The sequence below is a fragment of the Paracoccus sp. M683 genome, assembly GCF_007096355.1.
GTDB lineage: Bacteria > Pseudomonadota > Alphaproteobacteria > Rhodobacterales > Rhodobacteraceae > Paracoccus.
Genome location: NZ_VKDF01000001.1, coordinates 529,862 through 550,792, shown reverse-complemented (window position 1 = coordinate 550,792; position 20,931 = coordinate 529,862). Strand labels below are relative to the sequence as shown.

The 20,931-nt window shown below is 65.4% G+C and carries 17 protein-coding genes; 9 read left to right on the top strand and 8 right to left on the bottom strand.

The genetic code is table 11. The features are described from left to right. Positions 1–39: 39 nt before the first annotated feature. The 5 genes from FNJ84_RS02560 to bluB all read left to right on the top strand — a co-directional run bounded on the left by FNJ84_RS02560 (position 40) and on the right by bluB (position 5,831). The gene (locus FNJ84_RS02560; protein ID WP_143791336.1) at positions 40–1,452 is read left to right on the top strand and encodes a hypothetical protein; all 1,413 of its coding nucleotides are present in this window, start codon (positions 40–42) and stop codon (positions 1,450–1,452) included. A gap of 12 nt (positions 1,453–1,464) precedes the next feature. Beyond that, a complete protein-coding gene (locus tag FNJ84_RS02555) occupies positions 1,465–3,750 on the top strand; it encodes a M23 family metallopeptidase (RefSeq protein ID WP_143791335.1) in 2,286 nt (761 codons plus the stop codon). 63 nt (positions 3,751–3,813) lie between these two features. After that, positions 3,814–4,734, top strand: a complete 921-nt coding sequence (locus tag FNJ84_RS02550; protein WP_143791334.1) for an ornithine cyclodeaminase family protein — start codon at positions 3,814–3,816, stop codon at positions 4,732–4,734. Next, a complete protein-coding gene (locus FNJ84_RS02545; protein ID WP_143791333.1) occupies positions 4,731–5,132 on the top strand; it encodes an acyl-CoA thioesterase in 402 nt (133 codons plus the stop codon). The genes FNJ84_RS02550 and FNJ84_RS02545 overlap by 4 nt, the downstream gene beginning before the upstream one ends. 18 nt (positions 5,133–5,150) lie before the next feature. Further along, positions 5,151–5,831, top strand: coding sequence for a 5,6-dimethylbenzimidazole synthase (gene bluB, locus FNJ84_RS02540; RefSeq protein WP_143791332.1), 681 nt, complete (start codon positions 5,151–5,153; stop codon positions 5,829–5,831). Positions 5,832–5,840: 9 nt separating this feature from the next. Here bluB and FNJ84_RS02535 read toward each other — a convergent pair whose 3' ends face one another. From FNJ84_RS02535 to FNJ84_RS02510, 6 genes are all read right to left on the bottom strand, one after another. Then, positions 5,841–6,536 carry a 5'-nucleotidase, lipoprotein e(P4) family gene (locus tag FNJ84_RS02535; RefSeq protein WP_143791331.1) on the bottom strand — a complete coding sequence of 232 codons (696 nt, stop codon included), beginning with the start codon at positions 6,534–6,536 and terminating at the stop codon, positions 5,841–5,843. A 67-nt stretch (positions 6,537–6,603) separates the two neighbouring features. Beyond that, on the bottom strand, positions 6,604–7,857 hold the full coding sequence (locus FNJ84_RS02530) for an MFS transporter (protein WP_143791330.1): 1,254 nt from the start codon (positions 7,855–7,857) through the stop codon (positions 6,604–6,606). A gap of 127 nt (positions 7,858–7,984) precedes the next feature. Then, positions 7,985–8,581: an outer membrane lipoprotein carrier protein LolA gene (locus tag FNJ84_RS02525; RefSeq protein ID WP_143791329.1), complete on the bottom strand. Its 597-nt coding sequence runs from the start codon at positions 8,579–8,581 to the stop codon at positions 7,985–7,987. Positions 8,582–8,681: 100 nt separating this feature from the next. Beyond that, positions 8,682–9,617 carry a glutaminase gene (locus FNJ84_RS02520; RefSeq protein WP_143791328.1) on the bottom strand — a complete coding sequence of 312 codons (936 nt, stop codon included), beginning with the start codon at positions 9,615–9,617 and terminating at the stop codon, positions 8,682–8,684. Between the two features lie 10 nt (positions 9,618–9,627). Continuing rightward, on the bottom strand, positions 9,628–10,851 hold the full coding sequence (locus tag FNJ84_RS02515) for a UbiH/UbiF/VisC/COQ6 family ubiquinone biosynthesis hydroxylase (protein WP_143791327.1): 1,224 nt from the start codon (positions 10,849–10,851) through the stop codon (positions 9,628–9,630). A gap of 48 nt (positions 10,852–10,899) precedes the next feature. Beyond that, positions 10,900–11,769, bottom strand: a complete 870-nt coding sequence (locus FNJ84_RS02510; RefSeq protein ID WP_143791486.1) for an SDR family oxidoreductase — start codon at positions 11,767–11,769, stop codon at positions 10,900–10,902. A 172-nt stretch (positions 11,770–11,941) separates the two neighbouring features. On the opposite strand from FNJ84_RS02510, the gene FNJ84_RS02505 reads away from it, so the two are divergent. From FNJ84_RS02505 to FNJ84_RS02490, 4 genes are all read left to right on the top strand, one after another. Next, the gene (locus FNJ84_RS02505) at positions 11,942–13,426 is read left to right on the top strand and encodes an AMP nucleosidase (protein ID WP_143791326.1); all 1,485 of its coding nucleotides are present in this window, start codon (positions 11,942–11,944) and stop codon (positions 13,424–13,426) included. 148 nt (positions 13,427–13,574) lie between these two features. Beyond that, a complete protein-coding gene (locus FNJ84_RS02500) occupies positions 13,575–13,874 on the top strand; it encodes an HU family DNA-binding protein (RefSeq protein WP_143791325.1) in 300 nt (99 codons plus the stop codon). 136 nt (positions 13,875–14,010) lie between these two features. After that, positions 14,011–14,895, top strand: coding sequence for a DMT family transporter (locus tag FNJ84_RS02495; protein ID WP_143791324.1), 885 nt, complete (start codon positions 14,011–14,013; stop codon positions 14,893–14,895). Between the two features lie 251 nt (positions 14,896–15,146). Beyond that, positions 15,147–15,554, top strand: a complete 408-nt coding sequence (locus FNJ84_RS02490; RefSeq protein ID WP_143791323.1) for a DUF6683 family protein — start codon at positions 15,147–15,149, stop codon at positions 15,552–15,554. A gap of 453 nt (positions 15,555–16,007) precedes the next feature. Here the strand turns inward: FNJ84_RS02490 and FNJ84_RS02485 are convergent, their stop codons facing one another. Further along, positions 16,008–17,294, bottom strand: a complete 1,287-nt coding sequence (locus FNJ84_RS02485) for a CAP domain-containing protein (protein ID WP_143791322.1) — start codon at positions 17,292–17,294, stop codon at positions 16,008–16,010. Positions 17,295–17,550: 256 nt separating this feature from the next. Then, positions 17,551–20,889, bottom strand: a complete 3,339-nt coding sequence (gene carB, locus FNJ84_RS02480) for a carbamoyl-phosphate synthase large subunit (protein ID WP_143791321.1) — start codon at positions 20,887–20,889, stop codon at positions 17,551–17,553. Positions 20,890–20,931 lie beyond the last annotated feature (42 nt).

Here is a 20,931-nt window from a genome sequence, read left to right as displayed (position 1 = left end):
TGGGCTACTAAATATCAGCATGGACAGGGGAAAGGACTGATGCGCGAAACCTTGGGGCGGATGATCTTGCAGGCCGGTGCGACCGTCCTGCTGGCCTCGCCGGTGCTGGCCGAGACACGGCAGGCGCTGGTGATCGCCGATCGCGCCCCCGCGCAAGAGGCAGGCCAACCCGGCCGCGATGCCCTGGCGGTGTCTCGTGCCTTGCTGGCGGCGGGGTTCGATGTGCGGCGGCTGGAAAACCCGTCGGGTCTGCCCGATGCGCCGGTCGAGGCCCCCGATGTGATGCTGATCTATCTTTCGGCCGATCTGGTCCAGCAGGACGGGCGACAGATGGCGGTCTTGTCATCTGGTCCGGTCGATCTGGCCGAACTGGCTGGGCGTTATCCCGCCAAGGCGCAGGCTATGCTTTTGGCGGAATCCTGCCCGGTTACGCCCTCCCCCGCTGACGACGCCGCGCAAAACGGCGAATCGGCGCTGCTTCCGGTCGATGCACCGGGTGGCGGGATGATCGCCAGATCGCCGGGTGGTGTGGATGACTGCACCGCCGCGCCGCGTCTGACGACGGTGCTGCTCTCGGCGCTGGAACAGCCAGGCAGCGAAATATCCGACAGCCTGGCCGGCGCGGGCCTGCCGGTTGTCACAGGTGCGGGATGGGCAGGGTTTCAGGCGCAGGCGGCGACGATCAACCCATCATCGGGGGGCACGCTGATCCTGGATCAGCCCCTGCGTCCCATCAACCCGACCACGGTCGTGGTTGCATCGGCGCGGCCCGGTCCGACCTCGGCTGCGGGTCGGGTGGTTGGTGCCGGCGGGGTGCAGATCCTGCCCGTGGCGGCGAATGTCGAGCCATTGGGGGGCGATCGTCAGGCACGCCCGACGCAGGCGGGGCTGCCTGAGCCCTCGATCATCGTGGGCGAGCGGGTGACCGAGGATGCGCCGGCAGCCGGTGACGACAGCCTGCAAGGCACCGCCGTTGGCACCGATTTCGAGGAACGCCGCCGCATCCGTGAACAGGATCCACAGCTTTTCGCCAGCCTGCTGGAAAGCGGCGCCTTTGATCCGCCGGCTGATCAGATGGCCGGTGCGATCCAGACCGAACTGCAACGGATGAACTGCTACAAGTCGCAGGTCGACGGGTTGTGGGGCAATGGATCGCGTCAGGCGGTTGACCGCTATTTCCAGCAGGCGGGCGGCAGCGCTTCCTCGCGCGAGGCGGACATCACCCTGTTCCGGCAGATAGCGTTGCGCGACGATGTGCGCTGCCCCGATCCGGTGGTGCAGCCGGCCGCGCGCAACCCCGTGGTTGCCCCGCAGCGTGAAAGACCCCGGCCCAGCACGCCGCGTCAGCCACAACAGCCGGCCCGACCCGCGCCGCCGGCCCCGCCGCCGCCGGCTGCGGCTTCCGGTGGGGGGCTGGACCCCAGTGCACTGGGCGCCGGGATCTTCCGCTAGGCTGTCCGCGTGATGCAGGTTGATCCCGCCTTTCAAAGCCATCGGCGCAGCGCCCGCCGTCGTCGTAACCGCACTCGCGCCATTCGCGGCGGGGTGGCGCTGGTCGGGCTGTTTCTGGTCGGCGGGCTGGGCTGGATGTTCTGGCCCGATCGCGCATCCGGGCCGGCTGATCCCGGCTATGTGGTGGCTGGTGGCGGTGGCGCGGGTGCCGTCGCGACCGGCGACGAGGCGCAGATGGTGCAGGTCGCCGATCAGTTCGATGTCGCGCCGGTGGTGCGCGCCGATACCTTCACCGATCTGCCCGGCGATCCGCTGATCCTGCGGCTGGCCGAGGATGGCCCGGCCAGTCGCACCACCCGGCCATTGCCCGGTCCGCCCACGCTGGATGTCGGCCGCGTCGGGCTGCCCGCACCTGACCGGCTGCTGCTGGTCAACGAAACCCTGCATGTGCGCGAAAGGCGGCTGATGACAGCGCTGCCCAGCAGCCCCGAGGATTTCGCGCTGTTTCAATCTCAGCGCACGCGGTCCCTTCAGATGCTTGACGAACAACGGCGGGCACCCGCACCGATCGACCCGCTGACCATGACCGAGGCGGAAAAGACCCCGGCCCGCATGGCCGCCAATACGGTTTTTCTGCGACCCGAGGCCGAACGCCTGCCGCTGTCACAGGAACTGATCCTTGATCTTGCGCTGGAAACCTCGTTGCAGGACCTGCTGCGCGACAATGGCTTTCAGCCCTCGGAAATCGACACGATCCTGTCTGGCGCGGCGGCGACCCTGCCGGTCGACAAGCCTTTGCCGCAGGGATCTGTCGTGGCGATCCGTTATGCGCCCCTGGCCGATGATCCGCGGATGATGCAGCTGTCGCTTTATGGCGGGCAGGGCTGGCAGGGGACCGTCGCGCGCAGCGGCGCCGATCAGATGATCGCGGCGGCCGATCCCTGGATCGACGATGATATCATGGCGCTGGCCCAGGGCGAGGCCGAGCAGCCCGGCGAGGGTCTGCAATATCGGTTGCTCGACGTGATCTATTCCGCCGCGATCCGCGCCGAGGTCCCGACCGAGATCGTGGGCGAAATCATTGCGATGATGGCGCAGGTGCATGATCTGGGCGGCTATGCCGATCCGGGCGACCGGCTGACGCTGATCTATGCGCGCGATCATGGCGCGGGCGGCGGGCTGGCGGGGCAGGTGCTGTTCGCGGGCGTCGACGGCCCTTCCGGGGCCAAGCCCTGCTATGTCGTCCCGCGCGAGGACGGGCAGGGCTTCCGCTGCCATGCGCCGGGCGCGCGGGTGGTGCAGGCTGGCGGCGGCGGGATGGTGATGACGCTGCCGGTCACCGGCACGATCCGCCGCAAGTTCGGCGCGGAAATGGCCGGCCAGAAGGGTGCCGGAACCCTGCCGGGGATCGAGTTCGCCGCCGCCCGTGGCGCGCCCGTCATCGCCGCCGCCGCCGGCCAGTTGCGCAGCATCGAAGGGGATCCGGCGGCGGGCTTCAATCTGGTTCTGGATCACGGTGGCGGCTTGTCGACACGCTATTCCGGGCTGTCGGCGCTGGCCGAGGGGCTGGCGCAGGGGGCACAGGTGCCCTCGGGCGGTGCGCTTGGCCGCGTCGGCCAGCCGCAGGGCGGCGAGGACGGGCTGTTCTTCCAGGCCTTCCGGGGCGGCGAGGCGATCAACCCGATGCCATTCTTCACGGGTGGGCAGACGGTGCTGGCCTCGGACGCGGTCGAGATGCTGATCGGCCGCATCATCCGGGTGGAAAGCGCCGGCAACCCCAATGCCAGAAACCCGCTGTCGACGGCCTCGGGGCTGGGGCAGTTCATCGAATCGACCTGGCTGCGGATGATGCGCAGCTATCGCCCGGATCTGGCCGTCAGCATGTCGCGCGCCGATCAACTGGCGCTGCGGTTCAACCCCGATCTGTCGCGCGAGATGGTCAAACATCTGGCGCAAGAGAACGAGGCCTATCTGCGCGCCCGTGGCCACCAGATCACCGCCGGGCGCCTGTATCTGGCGCATTTTCTTGGCCCCGAGGGCGCCCATCGCGCGCTGTCATCGGCGGATGAGGCCAGCGTCTTGCAGGTCATGGGTGCCGCCGTGGTCAATGCCAACCCCTTCCTGAACGGCTATTCCATCGGCCAGTTGAAGGGCTGGGCAGATCGCAAGATGACCTCGGCCCCGGTTGGCACTGCCACGCCCGAACCCGTGCGCGAGGTGCCGCCCTCGCCCGCTGTCATGGCCTTTGTCGCGGCCATGGATGCCATGCTGTCCGACAGCCTGCCCGACCGTGGCTAACGCCACCTTGTTCACCGCCCCTGCCACGGCTAGGCTGGCGCTGCAAGCAGGTGAGGAGGCGTGATGAAACCGCAGATCATAGGCCCAGAGGCCGAGGCGCGGCTGGACTGGATCGCGCTGACCGATGCTATTGCTGCGGGGCATGCGCTGCCCAGGGCCGAGATCGCGGACAGCTTTCTTTATCGCCGCGACGATACGCTGCTGACCCGCTCGGCATGGATCGACGGGCTGGGGCTGGCGGTCAAGCCCGCCACGATCTTTGCCGGCAATCCGGGGCGCGGCCTGCCTGCGATCAACGGCGCGGTGAACCTGTTCGACGACCTGACGGGGCAGCTGGCGGCGATCGTCGATTTTCATCTGGTGACGAAATGGAAGACGGCCGGCGACAGTCTGCTGTCGGCCCGGCGGCTGGCACGCAAGGATGCGCGGCGGGTGCTGATCGTGGGCGCGGGCAAGGTGGCCGGGTCGGTGATCGCGGCCTATCGCGCGATGATCCCCGATGCTCAGGTGACGGTCTGGAACCGCAGCCCCGGCCCGGCCGAGGAACTGGCCTTGCAGTTTGGCACCGCGGTGGCCGAGGATCTGCCAGACGCCGTCGCGGCGGCCGAGATCATCGCCACCACCACCATGACCCGCGAGCCGCTGATTCGCGGCCAATGGCTGTCGCCTGGCACCCATCTGGATCTGATCGGCGCCTATCGCCCCGATATGCGCGAAGTTGACGATGCCGCCCTGCAACGTGCGCGCCTGTTCGTGGACAGCCGCAAGACCACCATCGGCCATATCGGCGAAATCCAGATCCCGCTGGACAGCGGCGCGATCACCGAAAGCCATATCATCGCCGATTTCTATGACCTGCCCACGGGCCGTTACGCCCGGACCAGCGATGACGAGATCACCATCGCCAAGAATGGCGGTGGGGCGCATCTGGACCTGATGACCGCCCGCTATATCCTGGATGCCAGCCAGAAAGCACCAGCATGACCGATGACGATGATCACATGCCCGATTGTGCGCCCACCATCCGCACCATCGCCATGCCCGCCGATACCAACCCGGCGGGCGACATCTTCGGTGGCTGGCTGATGAGCCAGATGGACCTTGCCGCCGGCAGCATCGCGTCACTGACCGCCCATGGCCGCAGCGCCACCATTGCGGTCGAGGGCATGAAATTCCACCGCCCCGTCAAGGTGGGTGACGAGGTATCGCTGTTCGCCGAACTGACCAGGCTTGGCCGCAGCTCGATGCAGATCCATGTCGAGGCCTGGCGTCGCCAGCGCGAAAGCGAACGCAGCCAGATGGTGACCGAGGCGACCTTCACCTTTGTCGCACTGGATGAAAACGGCAAGTCGCGGCCCGTCAAGGACAATGACGATGACTAGCCATGGGGTCGGCAGGGCATGACGGATCCGGCAGATTGTGCCCCGACCCGCGCGCGGGTCTTTTCCGAAGCCGAGCGGCAGGCGCTGTATGACGTGATCGCGCACCGGCGCGATGTCAGGAACGAATTTCTTCCCGATCCGATCGACCCGGCGGTGCTGACGCGCATCCTGCGGGCGGCCCATGCGGCGCCCTCGGTCGGCTTGTCGCAGCCGTGGAATTTCATCCTGATCCGCGACCCGGCCCGCCGCGCTGCCGTGAAACGCGCCTTTGACCGTGCCAATGACGAGGCACGGCAGATGTTCCCCCAGGCGCGGCAGTCCGAATATGCCGCGCTGAAGCTGGAGGGGATCGAGAAGGCGCCGCTGTCGATTTGCGTCACCTGCGACCGCAGCCGGGGTGGCAAGGTGGTGCTGGGGCGCACCCATAATCCCGACATGGACCTGTATTCCACGGTCTGCGCGGTGCAGAACCTGTGGCTGGCCGCGCGGGCCGAGGGCATCGGCGTGGGCTGGGTCAGCATTTTCAACGATGCCGATCTGCGCCCCATCCTGGGCCTGCCCGATCATGTGGCCATCGTTGCCTGGCTGTGCCTTGGCCATATCAGCGAACTGTTCGACGGCCCCGAACTGGCCGCGCGAGGCTGGGCCAGCGTGGCCGATCTTGACGCCGTGGTGATGGAGGATGGCTGGCGCGACTGACCTTTCGCCTCAGTCCTGGGCGGGGGCGTCCCAGGGGCGCAGATCGGCCTCCATCCAGGTGCCGTGGGCGGCATTGGGAAAGACGATCCAGTCATGGCCGAAATGTGCGGCATGGGCATCCGAGCGTTCGTATTGTTCGTCCAACGTGGCGCCCGCGAAATCGCCGTGGAAGTCGTGCATCGTATCGCCCAGCAGCAGGATGATGCGATAGTCACGCTCGATCAGGGCGCGGCGCTCGACCTTGGGGGGGCCGATCAGGCGGACGCGGTCGGGGGTGGCTTGCGGCAAGCCCAGCTCCTCCAGCGTCGCCATGGTATAGGCCTTGTTTTCGATAAAGCGGTCCGAGACATAGAAGATCTGGACGCCCAGTTCGTCGGTCAGGCGCAGGAACTCGATGGCGCCGGGGATCAGGTGAGGCTTGCCGTAAAGCTCCCACAGTTTCCAGGTGTCGATGCCGTCGGGCTTGGCCCCGGCCATGGCCGCATGCGCCATGACGGCGGAATTGTCGATCACCGTCTCATCGACGTCGGTGATGATCGCCAAACCTTCCCCGGTGCCGCCATTCGCGGCCACGGCTTCGCGCAGGCGCAGCGTGGCCAGGACATAGCATTGCCGTTGCAGGGCGCGCACCTCGGCCGACAATTGCTGGTAACGGACCGCAACGACATGTTCGCTGTGGTGACGGTCGGGCTTGGCTGTGGTCATGTGGGCTTCCTGTGGATGGCGCGGCGACCCTATGCCGCGCCGCGCCAGCCGTCAAATACGCCGTCGATCAGGCCGCTGCCGCGACCGCGCCCGTCCGTGCCGGTTCCTCGCGGATGGGCAGATGGATCAGGGCGCTGAAGGCCCCGATGCCGACGCCGATCCACCAGACCATCGTGTAATCGCCGTAAGCGTCATACATCTTGCCGCCCAGCCAGACGCCCAGGAACGACCCCAGCTGATGCGACAGGAACACAAAGCCATACAGCGTGCCCATATAGCGCAGCCCATAGATATAGGCGACCAGACCCGAGGTCAGCGGCACCGTGGCCAGCCACAGCCCGCCCATCACCAGCGAAAAGACGATGACGCTGGTGGGGGTGATCGGCATCAGGATGAAAACGGCCGAGGCGATGGTGCGCAGGGTATAGATCCCCGCCAGCAGGTATTTCTTGGTATAGCGGCTGCCCAGCCAGCCCGCGAAGATCGACCCGGCGATATTGGCCAGCCCGATCAGGCTGATCGCCACCGCGCCCAGCAACGAGGTGGTCGAGATGCCGATGCTGTCCAGCATGCCGCCCGGCAGGATCGGGCCGCACATCTCGGCCACCATGGCCGGGAAATGGGCGGTGATGAAGGCCAGCTGATAGCCGCAGGAAAAGAAGCCAGCGAAGATCATCAGATAGGACGGGTCGCGGAAGGCACGCTTCAGCACCGTTCCCATGCTGTCTTCCAGTTCGGACCGCGTGGCCGGCTTGCTGTCACCCAGAAGCGGCAGGAACAGCATGACCGACAGGATGATGGCGCCAAAGATGATAAAGACCGACTGCCAGCTGTAATAGGCCAGCAGGATCTCCGCCAGGGGCGCGCCAAAAACCTGCCCGGCGGACCCGGCGGCGGTGCCGATGCCCAGGGCAAGACTGCGGTTCTTGTCGCTGGAGGCGCGGCCGATCACGGCCAGGATCACGCCAAAGCCAGTGCCGGCGATGCCAAAGCCGACCATGACTTCCAGCATCTGCATGGTCTCGGGGGTGGTGGCATAGGCCGACAGGATCAGCCCGCCGGAATACAGCAGCGCGCCAAGAATGATCGACCAGCGGTCACCCCAACGTTCCGCCAGCGCGCCAAAGATCGGCTGGCCGATGCCCCAGGCCAGGTTCTGGATCGCAATCGCCAGCGAAAACTCGGCGCGCGGCCAGCCGAACTCGGTGCCGATGGGGATCTGAAACACACCAAAGCTGGCGCGCAGGGCGAAATTGATCAGCAGGATGATCGAGCCGCCGATCAGGACCGGCGTGAAAAGGCGGGCTTGTGCGGAAGTCATGGCGTGGTCACCGTAAAACAGACGCGGTAACCGTTGGCGCGTCAGGCGGTGAAGTTCAAGCCAGCAATTTTTATTGGATGTATAAGCCGGACTGATGGATCAGCCCGGCTTGCCATGTTTTGCGTGATCAGTTCCGCCGCGCGATCTCGTTGTTGATCGAGAAGGTCGAGGGCGCAAAGCTGCCGCCCTTGGCCATTTCACCCAGGATCACGGTGGTCTTTTCGCCGGCATTGTCGGTGATGACCCATTGGCGCAGCTCGGTCGGGCCGGCGGTGAACACCATCTGGATATTGCCATATTCCGGGTGCGCGGGGTCCTGTGCCGTCACCACGGTGGTGTTTTTCTGTTCGCTGTGGCCGGTGACCATATTGGCGCGGCCAAGATCGACATTCTGCGCCAGAATGATCGACAGCGGCGTTTCCGACAGCGGATATTGCTGGGCGGCGCTGTTCGACTTGCTGTCGAACACGGCGACCTGACCGCCCGAGGCCAGAACCAGCGTGTTGTCGTTGTTATATTCGAACCGCACGCGGCCGGGGCGCTGGATATAGACCTGCCCGGTCGAGATGCTGCCATCATTGTTCACCTGGGTGAACTTGCCGTTCATCGTGCCGAGGCCGTTCAGATAGTTGGACAATTCGTTGAGGGGAATTTTCTCGGCCATCGCGGGCAGCGCGAAGGCAAGGGCGAAGACGGGCGCAAGGGCGAGGGTGCGTTTGTTCATGGCACCAATCATGGTTGATTCTCCAATGACTTGCACATCACGAATGATGGATTGCTCGGGCCAAGAACGCTCGCGCCGAAGTGAGGGTTCCCGGCGGTGCCTAGCCAAAAACCGACCAGCCGGTGAACTCGGCCAGCCGGCGGGCCGCAAAGGTGCCTGCGCGGGAATTGCCGGTGTCGTTCAGCCCCGGCGACCAGATCGCAATCGAGGCGCGGCCAGGCGCCACGATCAGCAGCCCGCCGCCAACGCCTGATTTGCCGGGCAGACCCACGCGAAAGGCGAAATCGCCGGATTCGTCGTAATGGCCGCAGGTCAGCATCAGCGCGTTGATGCGCCGCGCGCGGGTCGGCGACAGGATTGCGGGGGCGCCAGGCAGTCCGGCAATGACGCGGCCGGCGCGGGCAAGCTGGATGCAGGACATCTCGATTGCGCATTGGTGGAAATAGGTGCCAAGCGCATAATCCACGGGATTTTTCAGATTTCCATAGGATTTCAGATAATTGACCAGGGCGCGGTTGCGGTCGCCGGTATCCTGTTCAGACATGGCGACGGCGCGGTCGATATGGATGTCGTCATCATCGGCGGCCAAGCGGATGAAATGGATGATCTCGGACAGCGCGTCTCGGGGTGTTCGGCCGGTCAGCAACTCGTCCGTCACCACCAGCGCGCCGGCATTGATAAAGGGGTTGCGGGGGATGCCCTTTTCCAGTTCCAGCAGCAGGATGGAATCAAAGCGCGACCCCGATGGTTCGCGGCCCACGCGCTGCCAGATCTGTTCGCCGATGCGGCCAAGGACGCAGGCCAGCGAAAACACCTTGCTGATCGACTGGACCGAGAACCCGACACGCGCCGCGCCCGCGCTGCACATGCTGCCATCGGCCAGCAGGACGGCGATGCCGAATTGCGCCGGGTCCACATCGGCCAGTTCGGGGATGTAGTCGGCGACCTTGCCCCAATCGCCGCGTTCATGGATTTCCGCGCTGAGCCGGTCCAGAAAGGCCTGCAATGCCTCGGGTGTCGGGTTTGCGCCAGCCATACCGGCCCCCTTACAGCGGTTGGCCGGTCAGCAGGCGCGGCATCGGATCGACCGAAAGCCCCGCCGCCTGCCGCATGAAGCCCCGGCGCAACCCCGGCACGGCGCTGACGAGCCCCATGCCAAGGCCGCGCGCCGCCGCGATCACCGGATTGTCGCTGCCGAAAACCCCGTTCACCGCATCCATGCCAAGCGCCAGACTGGTCGCGTCAAAGCGCCGCCACGATTGATAGCGTTCGATCACGTCCAGCGCGCCGATATCCTCGCCCCGCCGTGTGGCATCGACGATCACCTCGGCCAGTGCCGCCACGTCGCGCAGGCCAAGGTTCAGCCCCTGACCGGCCAGCGGATGCACCCCATGGGCCGCATCGCCCACCAGCGCCACACGCGGCGCGGCATAGCGTTCGGCAAGCGACAGCGACAGCGGATAGGAAAAGCGCGGCCCGGCCAGCGTGATCGGCCCCATGAAATCGCCAAAGCGGGGGCGCAGGACCGACAGGAAATCGTCGTTGGGCAGGGCAGCGATGGCCGTGGCATTGGCGCGGGTCTCGGACCAGACGACGCTGCTGCGATTGCCGGGCAGGGGCAGGATCGCCAAGGGGCCGGTCGGCATGAAATACTGATGCGCGATGCCGTGATGGGGTTCGGCATGGTCGATGGCCGCGACCAGCGCGGTCTGGCCGTAATCCCAGCCCTGCCGCTTGATCCCGGCCCGCGCCGCCACGCCCGAGCCACGACCGTCGGCGCCGATCAACAGCCGCGCGGTCAGGCTGCGACCATCGGACAGGGTGGCGGTGACGCTGGCCGGGCCGACATCCTGCCCCGTGACCGAGACCCCGTCGATCAGCGTGACCCGGCCCTGCATGGCCGTCAGAAGGGCGCGGTAAAGAAAGCGGTCCTCCAGCATATGCCCGACGGTGCCTTCCTCGATCTCGGCGCTGTCGAAATGCAAAAAGAACAGCCCGGCCCCGTCACCCGGCTGCCCCTGTGATGCCTTTACCTGAAAGATCGGCTGGCTGTTCGCGGCAAGCCCACCCCACAGGCCAAGCGCCTTCAGCAGCCGCTGCGACGCCAGTGCCAGCGCATAGGCGCGGCCGTCGAAATCATCGGCCTGCCGGGCGTCGGCCGGGCGGGTATCGACGACGGCGACGGACAACCCGGCACCAGCCAGCGCCAGTGCCAAGGTCGGGCCGTTCAGCCCGCCGCCTGCGATAAGAACATCGAAATCCGGTTTCATGGCTGATGATCAAACACGCGCGCCGCGCATTGTAAATGCGGCGAAGCGTCAGGCCTCGGCCGTTTCCTCGTCGCGCAGGATCGCGGCCAGACCGGTGCGATAATCGGGATAGCGCAGCGTAACGCCCAGATCCCGCTTGATCCGCGCATTCGAGACGCGCTTGGATTCGGCATAGAAGCTGCGCGCCATAGGCGCCAGATCGGCCTGGTCAAAGGCGATCGGTTCGGGCACCGGCAGCCCGAGCAGCCGCGCGGCATGGGCGATGACATCCTGCGGCGCGGCAGGATCGTCGTCACAGACGTTATAGACCGCGCCCGGATCGGGCCGGCTGATCGAGGCCAGCAGCACCTGCGCGATGTCCTCGACATGAATGCGCGAAAAGACCTGCCCCGGCTTGACGATCCGCCGCGCCGTGCCCGCGCGCAGCTTGGCAAAGGGGCCACGACCGGGGCCATAGATGCCGGCAAGGCGAAAGACATGCAGCGGCAGACCGGCCTGTGCCGACAGCTCGCGCCAGGCGGCCTCGGCCTGAACGCGGGCCTGCCCGCGCGTCGTCGCCGGGTCCAGCGGGGCGGTCTCGTCCACCCAATCGCCGCCCTGATCGCCGTAAACACCTGTGGTCGACAGATAGCCCAGCCAGCGCGGCCGGGCATGGCGCAACGGGCCGTCGAATGCGGCAAGCGCGGGGTCGCCATCCGGACCCGGTGCCGCGCTGATCAGGATGGCGTCGGCGCGCAGGATGCGGTCGGCGATCTCGGTCTCGTCGCCCGGCCAGCGCAGCGGCGACGCGCCGGTTGCCGCCACCGCGTCGATCCGGTCGCGGCTGGTGCCGGTCACGTGCCAGCCCCGCGCCCGCAACAGCGGCGTCAGGAAACCCGCCGAATAGCCGTGGCCCAACACCACGATCCTGCCGGCCATCTGTTCCGCCATTGTCATACCCCTGTTGCCTTGCGCCGCGAAGATAGCCGCAGGCGCGGTGGATTGCGAGGGCCAGAGGCGGCTGTGGCAGCGGCGGCCCCGGCGCTGTTCGGCTGCTTGCCAGCATCGCCTCTGGCTGGCACATTCGCCGGAATCATCAAGGACAATGACGATGGACCACGACAGCCGCTTTCTGCCGGTCGAGACCCCGCCACCCGCCGCGCGCGAGCAGTTCACCGACGCCAAGGCGGCCGTCGCCCGGCTGGAGCAGCTGTATCACGAGGCGACCGGCTTTCTGCTGGACCATTTCATCGCGACATTGAAGGGACAGCGGCCCAGGGCGCGCTATCGCGCCTTTTATCCCGAGGTGCGGCTGACCACGACCAGCCATTCGCAGACCGATTCGCGGTTGTCCTTCGGCCACGTGGCCATTCCCGGCAGCTATGTCGCGACGATCACCCGGCCCGATCTGTTCCGCAACTATCTGACCCAGCAGATCGGCCTGCTGATCCGCAACCACGGCGTGCCAGTGACCGTCGGCCCCAGTGAGACGCCGATCCCCGTGCATTTCGCGGTCGCCAGCCAGTCGGACCTGAACGTGCCGCAGGAAGGCGTGCTGGATTTCAGCCTGCGCGACGTGTTCGACGTGCCTGACCTGATGACGATGAACGACGACATCGTGAATGGCGAGGCCGAGCCGCATGCCGATGGCGCGCTGCATCTGGCGCCCTTTACCGCGCAGCGCGTTGATTACTCGCTGGCCAGGTTGGCCCATTACACCGCCACCGCGCCCGAGTATTTCCAGAATTTCGTGCTGTTCACCAATTATCAGTTCTATGTCGACGAATTCGAGGCCTATGCCCGCCGTGCCCTGGCTGATCCGTCGATGGGCTATACCGCCTTTGTCTCGCCGGGCAATCACGTCATCACCGACCCGAACCAGCCGCTGCCAGCCAGTCAGAAGATGCCGCAGATGCCGGCCTATCACCTGATCCGCGAGAACGGGCAGGGGATCACGCTGGTTAATATCGGCGTGGGGCCATCCAACGCCAAGACAGCGACCGATCATATCGCCGTGCTGCGCCCCCATGCCTGGCTGATGGTTGGCCATTGCGCCGGGCTGCGCAACAGCCAGCGCCTTGGCGATTTCGTGCTGGCCCATGCCTATCTGCGCGAGGATCACGTGCTGGATGACGACCTGCCTGTCTGGGTGCCGATCCCGGCGCTGGCCGAGGTCCAGGTCGCCTTGCAGGAAGCCGTGGCCGAGATCACTCAGCTGGACGGCTATGACCTGAAGCGGATCATGCGCACCGGCACCGTGGCGACCATCGACAACCGCAACTGGGAGCTGCGCGACCAGTCCGGCCCGGTGCGCCGCCTGTCGCAATCGCGCGCCGTCGCGCTGGACATGGAAAGCGCCACCATCGCCGCCAATGGTTTTCGCTTTCGCGTTCCCTATGGCACCCTGCTTTGCGTCAGCGACAAGCCCCTGCATGGCGAATTGAAGCTGCCGGGCATGGCCACGGATTTTTATCGCACGCAGGTTTCAAACCACTTGCTGATTGGCGTGCGCGCGATGGAGAAGCTGCGAGAGATGCCTTTGGAACGGATTCACAGCCGCAAATTGCGTTCTTTCAGCGAAACCGCCTTCTTGTGACCTAACGGAAAGCCGCCGAGTGCCGACCGAAGGCTGAAAACCAGCGAATAATACTTGATCTAAGAGTCAAAACCGTGTGTAGCAGGCTTTGTGTCGCCGGATCGGCGCAATTGATAATGCCTGCAACAGGGCCAGAGGAGACAGATTGATGGCTAGTGCTAATGCGAAACCGATGACCAAGACCCAGCTGGTCGCCGCCCTCGCTGACGAGATGGGGTCCGACAAGAAGTCGGCCACCGCCGCGCTGGACGCGATCACCAATGTGGTGACCCGCGAAGTGTCGAACGGTGGTGCCGTCACGCTGCCGGGCATCGGCAAGATCGCCTGCCGCGCGCGCCCCGAACGTCAGGTTCGCAACCCGCAGACCCAGGAAATGATGACCAAGCCGGCCGACAAGCAGGTGAAGGTTACCGTTGCCAAGGCGCTGAAAGACAGCGTCAACGCCTGATCCATCCGGCACTGACGACATTGCGGGCCGCGCCATCGGGTGCGGCCTTTTTTTCATGCCGGCGCGCCGGAGCCCGCCTTTTCATTCCGCGGCCAAGCTGTTAGCCGCAGATAACGGGGCAAACCGGGGGCACTGCATGGATATCCGCGCGATCTTTATGGGGCTGACCTTCGGGCTTTTGTGGTCCTCGGCCTTTACCTCGACCCGCGTGATCGTGCTGGATGCCCCGCCGCTGACCGCGCTGGTGGTTCGGTTCCTTCTATCGGCTGTTCTGGGCGTGCTGCTGGCGCGGGCCATGGGCCAAAGCTGGCGGTTAAGCCGGGCCGAGTGGCGCACCGTCATCATCTTCGGCCTGTGCCAGAATGCGCTGTATCTGGGGCTGAACTGGGTCGCAATGCAGCGGGTCGAGGCCTCGGCCGCCTCGATCATCGCCTCGATGCTGCCGCTTCTGGTCGCGGCGGCGGGCTGGCTGTTCTATGGCGAAAAACTGCGACCCATGGCGATTGCCGGGCTGGGCGCCGGTTTTGCAGGGGTGGCGCTGATCATGGGATCGCGGCTGACCGACGGGCTGGATCCGCTGGGCGTGGTCATGTGCCTGATTGCGGTCGTGGCGCTGACGGCGGCAACTCTGGTGCTGCGCGGCACGGGGGGCGGGCAGAACGTGCTGATGATCGTGGCCTTGCAAATGCTTGTCGGTGCGCTGGCTCTGCTGCCGCTTGCCGCCGCGTTCGAGGATATGGGCGCGGTGCAATGGTCCTGGAAACTGGTCTGGGCCTTTATCTATACGGTGCTGGCGCCGGGATTGCTGGCGACCTTCATCTGGTTCCGGCTGGTCGGCCGCATCGGTGCGACCCGCGCCGCGACCTTTCACTTCCTGACCCCCTTTCTGGGCGTCAGCATTGCCGCCGCCTTTCTGGGCGAGCGTTTCGGGCCGGCCGATCTGGTCGGCGCGCTGGTGATCGCGGGCGGGATCCTGATGGTGCAGCTGTCCAAGGTGCAGGCGCGCGCGCCCGGCGGCTAAGGCACGGCATATACAGGCAGAAGCCAGACTTTGCAGTTTCCCATCACATCAATGTTTCAGTGTAGTGGTTGACGGTGGAATGCCATGCTTAAATCTGTTTGCAATTTGTGCGTGCTGATCCTTGCCGGCCTGTGTTTCGCGGCGCCGCTGGCCACGGCACAGGATTTCATGCCGCAGCCGCTGATGAACCCGCAGCAGCTCTGGACCGTGATTGAAGAGGACCGTTCCGGGGTAATTCCGCCAGTCGGGACATGCCGGCCACTCGGAATCTGCCGCAGGTCACGCTGACCTATACCCCTTCGGCCGCGCCGACCAAGGCCAATCTGGCGGATTTCGTCGAAAGGATCAGGGTGGTCAGTCCGGCCGATGCGGCGCAACTGGAGCAAGAATTTGCCTCGGGCGATTTCATTGATCGCCTTGGCGACCTGATGCGCGCGGCCGGTCTGGAAAAGAACAATGTCGCCGATGCCTATGCCGCCTGGCTGATCAGTGTCAGGAGCGTGGCCAATCGCGACACGTCCCAGACCTCGCCCCGGATGGCGCAGTCCGTGGCGGCGCAGATGGCGGACGCCTTTGCGCAGGCGCCGGAATTTGCCGCCTTGGGCGACGCAGACCGGCAGCAGTCGGCCGAGATTTTCATGGTGCAGGGGCGCTGCTAGAGGCCTCGATTCAGGCCGCCACGGGTGATCCGGCGATGATGCGCGAGGTTACTGATACGGCACGGCAGGCAGCGGCGACCTTTGGACTGGATCTTGACGCCATCGTGCTGACGGAACAGGGCTTCATTCCCAAGCGCTGACGGCATCGCCGCCGGATCGGTCGACCTGCGGACCATGAAGGCGCGGCGGCGGATGTCATGGCGAGGGTGCAGGACCGCCCGGCGATCCGACTGTCGGCCGGTTTGCGAAAGCGGAACCAGCGGCTGCGCCGGAAGGCGGCGCCCCGACCGCATGGGGCACCGATGCGGAGATGCTCGGCCGGCAGGCTATCTCGCCAATCTGCACCAGCCAGCACGGCAAGCCCTCTGGCTGCCGTGTGGCCCCGCGCCGCCAACTACGCTTGACGCATACGCGGTTCGATATCCGGCCGCCATCGCCTGTCGGGCCTGGCCATCAGATCAGATAGATGTCGTCCGCCACCTCTGCGACGGTCAGATTGGCACCGTGAACCTGAATCCACTGGCCGTCGGCCAGTTCGATGCGAATGCCGCCATTCACCCGGACAATGTTGTCCTGGACAAAATCGACCAGCTCGCCGGTGATCAGATCCTCGTCGATCAGCAACCTGTCGACGCCTGCTTGGAAATCCAGCACCGTATCGCGGCCCGGCGCGTCGTCAAAGATAAAGCTGTCTGCCCCGCCGCCGCCCGACAGCCGGTCATCGCCTGCGCCGCCATTGATCAGGTCGCTGCCAAGCCCTGCGGCGATCTGGTCGCGGCCGGCATCGCCCTCGATCCGGTCATGGCCGCTGCCACCGCGCAGCAGATCGCCGCCACCGCCGCCTGCGATCCGGTCGTTGCCGTCCATCCCGTCGATCCGGTCACCGCCCTCACCGCCGCGCAGCCGGTCATCGCCGGCGCCGCCGTCGATCCGATCGTCGCCGATGCCGCCGTCAATCCGGTCATGGCCGGCGCCGCCACGCAGAACATCGCGCCCGGCCTCGCCCCGGATGAAGTCATTCCCGACCGAGCCGGTGACCGTATCCGCGCCAGCGCCCGACGCGATCCAGTCATGGCCGCCCCCGCCATTCACCAGATCCGCCGCGCTGGACAGTCTGATGTCGTCGCCTTTCCACGTCCCCCGCAATTCGGTCAGGCCCGTGGACCGGGTGAATACCTCGCCATTGAAGGCCGGAAGCCAGCCCGCGCGGATCGGGCTGATTGTGACCCATTCCGGCGCATCCAGCGTCGAAACTGTCACCCCCGGAGCCAGATCATAGACCACATCGCCGCCGGTCGAGGCAAAGTTCTGGGTCAGCATCAGCACGGTATAGGTCTGCCCGTCGCGCGTGAACTGGCCCAGCTGCAACCCCAGGCCCACCATGTCACTGCGATCGGACAGCAGATTGGCCCGGTGGCCGGGGCTGTCCATCAACATCTGGTGCAGTCTTTCGACCTCGTCCAACAGGCTGCCGTCATTGTCGACCGAGACATAGGCGATATTCTCGGCCGTGGACCATCCGCCCGAAAGATCGAAACCGGCAGCGGCGATCCGGTCGGTGGCCGAACTGGCGTTGCGGCCGGTATGGCTGAATTGGTCGGCTTGCAGCATCCAGGATGAATGCCCGTCGGCAGAGGCGTTCAGACGCGTTTCCAGCGTCAGGGGATCAAGCCCCTGAACGGTGCGTGTGGTATTGATGATATCCAGCAGATATCGTTCCTCGGCCGTTGCTTGCGCCATCCTGCTGTCCTTTCTGTTCCTTGCTCTGCGTCCGAACTGGCGGACGGCGACCCTTTTGAAGGCATAACCGTCCCGGTCAACAATCCGCGCCCGAGTCGCACCCGGCTCGGCCAGAACCTACCCATCAGGGGTAAATCGACGGTTAATTCCCGCCGATCAGGGGGCAGCAATATGCAAGGCAGGGCGGCGGGCATGGTGCGTGCAAGCACGCACCCTACGGGGCGTCGGGTTGGGGGGCGGGCCGGCCGGGCAGGCTTCAGGCCTGCAACGACCGCACCCCAACTTCGCCCTCTTCCCGCGACTTGATCGCGGCTACGGCAGCGATGCTGCCCGCCGCCGTCGTGTAATAGGGGATCTTGTCATACAGCGCGACTGCACGGATTTCGCGTGAATCCGCAATGGCTTGCGCGCCTTCGGTCGTGTTCAGCACCATCGCGATCTCGTTGTTCTTCAGCCGGTCCACGATGTTCGGGCGACCCTCATAGACCTTGTTCACGCGGGCGGTTTCGACCCCGGCGGCCGACAGGAAATCGGCCGTGCCGCTGGTGGCGATGATCTGGAACCCCATGGTGATCAGGTCGCGGGCGGCGGCGGCAAGCTCGGGCGTCTTGTCGGAATCCTTGATCGAGATGAAGACCAGACCCGAGGAGGGCAGCGTGGTCCCGGCACCAAGCTGGGCCTTCAGGAAGGCGCGCGGGAAGTTGCGGTCCCAGCCCATCACCTCGCCAGTGGAACGCATTTCCGGGCCAAGCAGCGTATCGACGCCGGGGAAGCGGGCGAAGGGCATCACCGCTTCCTTCACCGAAAACCACGGGGTTTTCGGGTCAGCCAGGGTCAGCGGATCGGCGAAGGGCAGATCATCCTCGGGGCCGACGCCTTCGGGATAGGGCTGGCGGGCGGGGAAGTTCGACATCGGCTCGCCCGCCATCAGCCGGGCGGCGATGCTGGCAATGGCGCTGTCGGTGGCCTTGGCGACAAAAGGCACGGTGCGGGACGCGCGGGGGTTCACCTCCAGCACATAGATCGCGCCGTCTTTCAGCGCGAACTGCACGTTCATCAGGCCCTTGACGCGCAGGGCGCGGGCCATGGCGACGGTCTGGCGTTTCAACTCCTCGACGGTGGCCGCGTCCAGCGTATGCGGCGGCAGCGAACAGGCGCTGTCGCCCGAATGGACCCCGGCTTCCTCGATATGTTCCATGATTCCAGCGACATGGACGGTTTCACCGTCGCACAGCGCATCAACATCAACCTCGATTGCGCCGGAAAGATAGCTGTCCAGCAGCACCGGGTTCTTGCCGGAAACCTTGACGGCTTCGGTGATATAGCGGTTCAGGTGGTCCATATCGCGCACGATCTCCATCGCGCGGCCGCCCAGCACATAGGACGGACGGATGACCAGCGGAAAGCCGATACGTTCAGCGATTTCGATCGCTTGCGCGGGGCTGTGGGCGATGCCGTTGATCGGCTGTTTCAGATCCAGATCGTTCAGCAGCTTCTGGAAACGCTCGCGGTCCTCGGCCAGGTCGATGGCGTCGGGCGTGGTGCCGAGGATCGGGATGCCTTCGGCCTCCAGCGCGTTGGCCAGTTTCAGCGGGGTCTGGCCGCCGAATTGCACGATGACGCCGTGAAGCGTGCCGTTTTCCTGTTCGACGCTGAGGATTTCAAGGACATGCTCCAGCGTGAGCGGTTCGAAATAGAGCCGGTCCGAGGTGTCATAGTCAGTGCTGACCGTTTCCGGGTTGCAGTTGATCATGATCGTTTCATAGCCCGCCGCGGTCAGCGCGAAACAGGCGTGGCAGCAGCAATAGTCGAACTCGATCCCCTGGCCGATGCGGTTCGGACCACCGCCAAGGATGACGACCTTTTTGGCGTTGCTGGGGCGGGCCTCGTTTTCCACGTCGCCCATCGCGGGGGCTTCATAGGTGGAATACATATAGGGGGTCTGGGCCTCGAATTCGGCGGCGCAGGTGTCGATGCGCTTGAATACGGGGCGGATGTCCAGCGCCTGACGGGCGCGGCGGATATCGGCCTCGTCGCGGTCGGTCAGGTTGGCCAGGCGGGCATCGGTGAAGCCCATCATCTTGAGGTGGCGCAGGCCCTTGGCATCGGTGGGCAGGCCGGATTGGCGCACGATGTTCTCGGCATCGACGATTTCGCGGATGCGCGACAGGAACCAGGGATCAAAACTGGTGACGCGCTGAATCTCGTCATCGGTCAGGCCGAAACGCATCGCCTCGGCGATCACGCGGATGCGGTCGGGGGTCTGCTTGGACAGGGCGGCGATGACGGCAGGCTTGCCCTGATCGGCGGCGCCCTCGATGGTGATTTCGTCCAGCCCGGTCAGGCCGTTTTCCATGCTTGTCAGCGCCTTTTGCAGGCTTTCATGGAAGCTGCGACCGATGGCCATGACCTCGCCCACCGATTTCATCGCGGTGGTCAGTTCGGGTTTCGATCCGGGGAATTTCTCGAAGGCAAAGCGCGGGATCTTGGTGACGACATAGTCGATGCTGGGTTCGAACGATGCGGGGGTGACCTTGGTGATGTCATTGTCCAGCTCGTCCAGCGTATAGCCAACGGCCAGCTTCGCGGCGATCTTGGCGATGGGGAAGCCGGTCGCCTTCGAGGCCAGCGCCGAGGAACGGCTGACGCGGGGGTTCATCTCGATCACGACCATGCGGCCATCGGCAGGGTTGATCGCCCATTGCACGTTGGAACCGCCGGTTTCCACGCCGATTTCGCGCAGAACGGCGATGCTGCCATTGCGCATGATCTGGTATTCGCGGTCGGTCAGCGTCAGCGCGGGCGCGACGGTGATCGAATCGCCGGTATGAACGCCCATCGGATCGACGTTCTCGATGGCGCAGACGATGATGGCGTTGTCATTGCGGTCGCGCACGACCTCCATCTCGAATTCTTTCCAGCCCAGCAGGCTTTCGTCCACCAGCACCTGCGCGACGGGCGAGGCATCAAGCCCGGACCGCACGATGCGTTCGTAATCGTCGCGGTTATAGGCGACGCCGCCGCCGGTGCCGCCAAGGGTAAAGGCGGGGCGGATGATGGCGGGCAGGCCGATTTCCTCAAGCGCTTCCATCGCGATGGCGACGCCGGCCGAGACGTCATATTTGCCGTTGGGGTGCTTGGGTGCAGAAACGATGGTCGCGCGCGGGTTTTCCAGGCCGATGCGGTCCATCGCCTCGCGGAACAGCTTGCGGTCCTCGGCCATTTCGATGGCGGTGCGCTGTGCGCCGATCAGTTCCACGCCATAGCGATGCAACACCCCGGCATCGGCCAGTGCCAGCGCGGTGTTCAGCCCGGTTTGCCCGCCCATCGTGGGCAACAGCGCGTCGGGCCGTTCCTTGGCGATGATCTTTTCGACGATTTCCGGGGTGATCGGCTCGATATAGGTGGCGTCGGCCATTTCCGGGTCGGTCATGATCGTCGCGGGGTTCGAGTTGACCAGAACGACCCGGTAGCCTTCTTCCCGCAGGGCCTTGCAGGCCTGAGCGCCGGAATAGTCGAACTCGCATGCCTGACCGATAACGATGGGTCCGGCACCGATGATCAGGATAGAGTTGATATCGGTTCTTTTCGGCATGGTCCCATTCCCCGGCTGGCTGTCATCGGCGCAAATCGTCCG

What these genes read in the sequence shown, in the direction of transcription:
- FNJ84_RS02560 (WP_143791336.1), top strand. Translation starts at nt 40, where the DNA reads ATGCGCGAAACCTTGGGGCGGATGATCTTGCAGGCCGGTGCGACCGTC.
- FNJ84_RS02535 (WP_143791331.1), bottom strand. Translation starts at nt 6,536, where the DNA reads ATGACCACAGCCAAGCCCGACCGTCACCACAGCGAACATGTCGTTGCG.
- FNJ84_RS02495 (WP_143791324.1), top strand. Translation starts at nt 14,011, where the DNA reads ATGGATATCCGCGCGATCTTTATGGGGCTGACCTTCGGGCTTTTGTGG.
- FNJ84_RS02515 (WP_143791327.1), bottom strand. Translation starts at nt 10,851, where the DNA reads ATGAAACCGGATTTCGATGTTCTTATCGCAGGCGGCGGGCTGAACGGC.
- FNJ84_RS02545 (WP_143791333.1), top strand. Translation starts at nt 4,731, where the DNA reads ATGACCGATGACGATGATCACATGCCCGATTGTGCGCCCACCATCCGC.
- FNJ84_RS02500 (WP_143791325.1), top strand. Translation starts at nt 13,575, where the DNA reads ATGGCTAGTGCTAATGCGAAACCGATGACCAAGACCCAGCTGGTCGCC.
- FNJ84_RS02555 (WP_143791335.1), top strand. Translation starts at nt 1,465, where the DNA reads ATGCAGGTTGATCCCGCCTTTCAAAGCCATCGGCGCAGCGCCCGCCGT.
- FNJ84_RS02490 (WP_143791323.1), top strand. Translation starts at nt 15,147, where the DNA reads ATGCCGGCCACTCGGAATCTGCCGCAGGTCACGCTGACCTATACCCCT.
- FNJ84_RS02510 (WP_143791486.1), bottom strand. Translation starts at nt 11,769, where the DNA reads ATGGCCGGCAGGATCGTGGTGTTGGGCCACGGCTATTCGGCGGGTTTC.
- FNJ84_RS02485 (WP_143791322.1), bottom strand. Translation starts at nt 17,294, where the DNA reads ATGGCGCAAGCAACGGCCGAGGAACGATATCTGCTGGATATCATCAAT.
- FNJ84_RS02550 (WP_143791334.1), top strand. Translation starts at nt 3,814, where the DNA reads ATGAAACCGCAGATCATAGGCCCAGAGGCCGAGGCGCGGCTGGACTGG.
- FNJ84_RS02520 (WP_143791328.1), bottom strand. Translation starts at nt 9,617, where the DNA reads ATGGCTGGCGCAAACCCGACACCCGAGGCATTGCAGGCCTTTCTGGAC.
- FNJ84_RS02505 (WP_143791326.1), top strand. Translation starts at nt 11,942, where the DNA reads ATGGACCACGACAGCCGCTTTCTGCCGGTCGAGACCCCGCCACCCGCC.
- carB (WP_143791321.1), bottom strand. Translation starts at nt 20,889, where the DNA reads ATGCCGAAAAGAACCGATATCAACTCTATCCTGATCATCGGTGCCGGA.
- FNJ84_RS02530 (WP_143791330.1), bottom strand. Translation starts at nt 7,857, where the DNA reads ATGACTTCCGCACAAGCCCGCCTTTTCACGCCGGTCCTGATCGGCGGC.
- FNJ84_RS02525 (WP_143791329.1), bottom strand. Translation starts at nt 8,581, where the DNA reads ATGAACAAACGCACCCTCGCCCTTGCGCCCGTCTTCGCCCTTGCCTTC.
- bluB (WP_143791332.1), top strand. Translation starts at nt 5,151, where the DNA reads ATGACGGATCCGGCAGATTGTGCCCCGACCCGCGCGCGGGTCTTTTCC.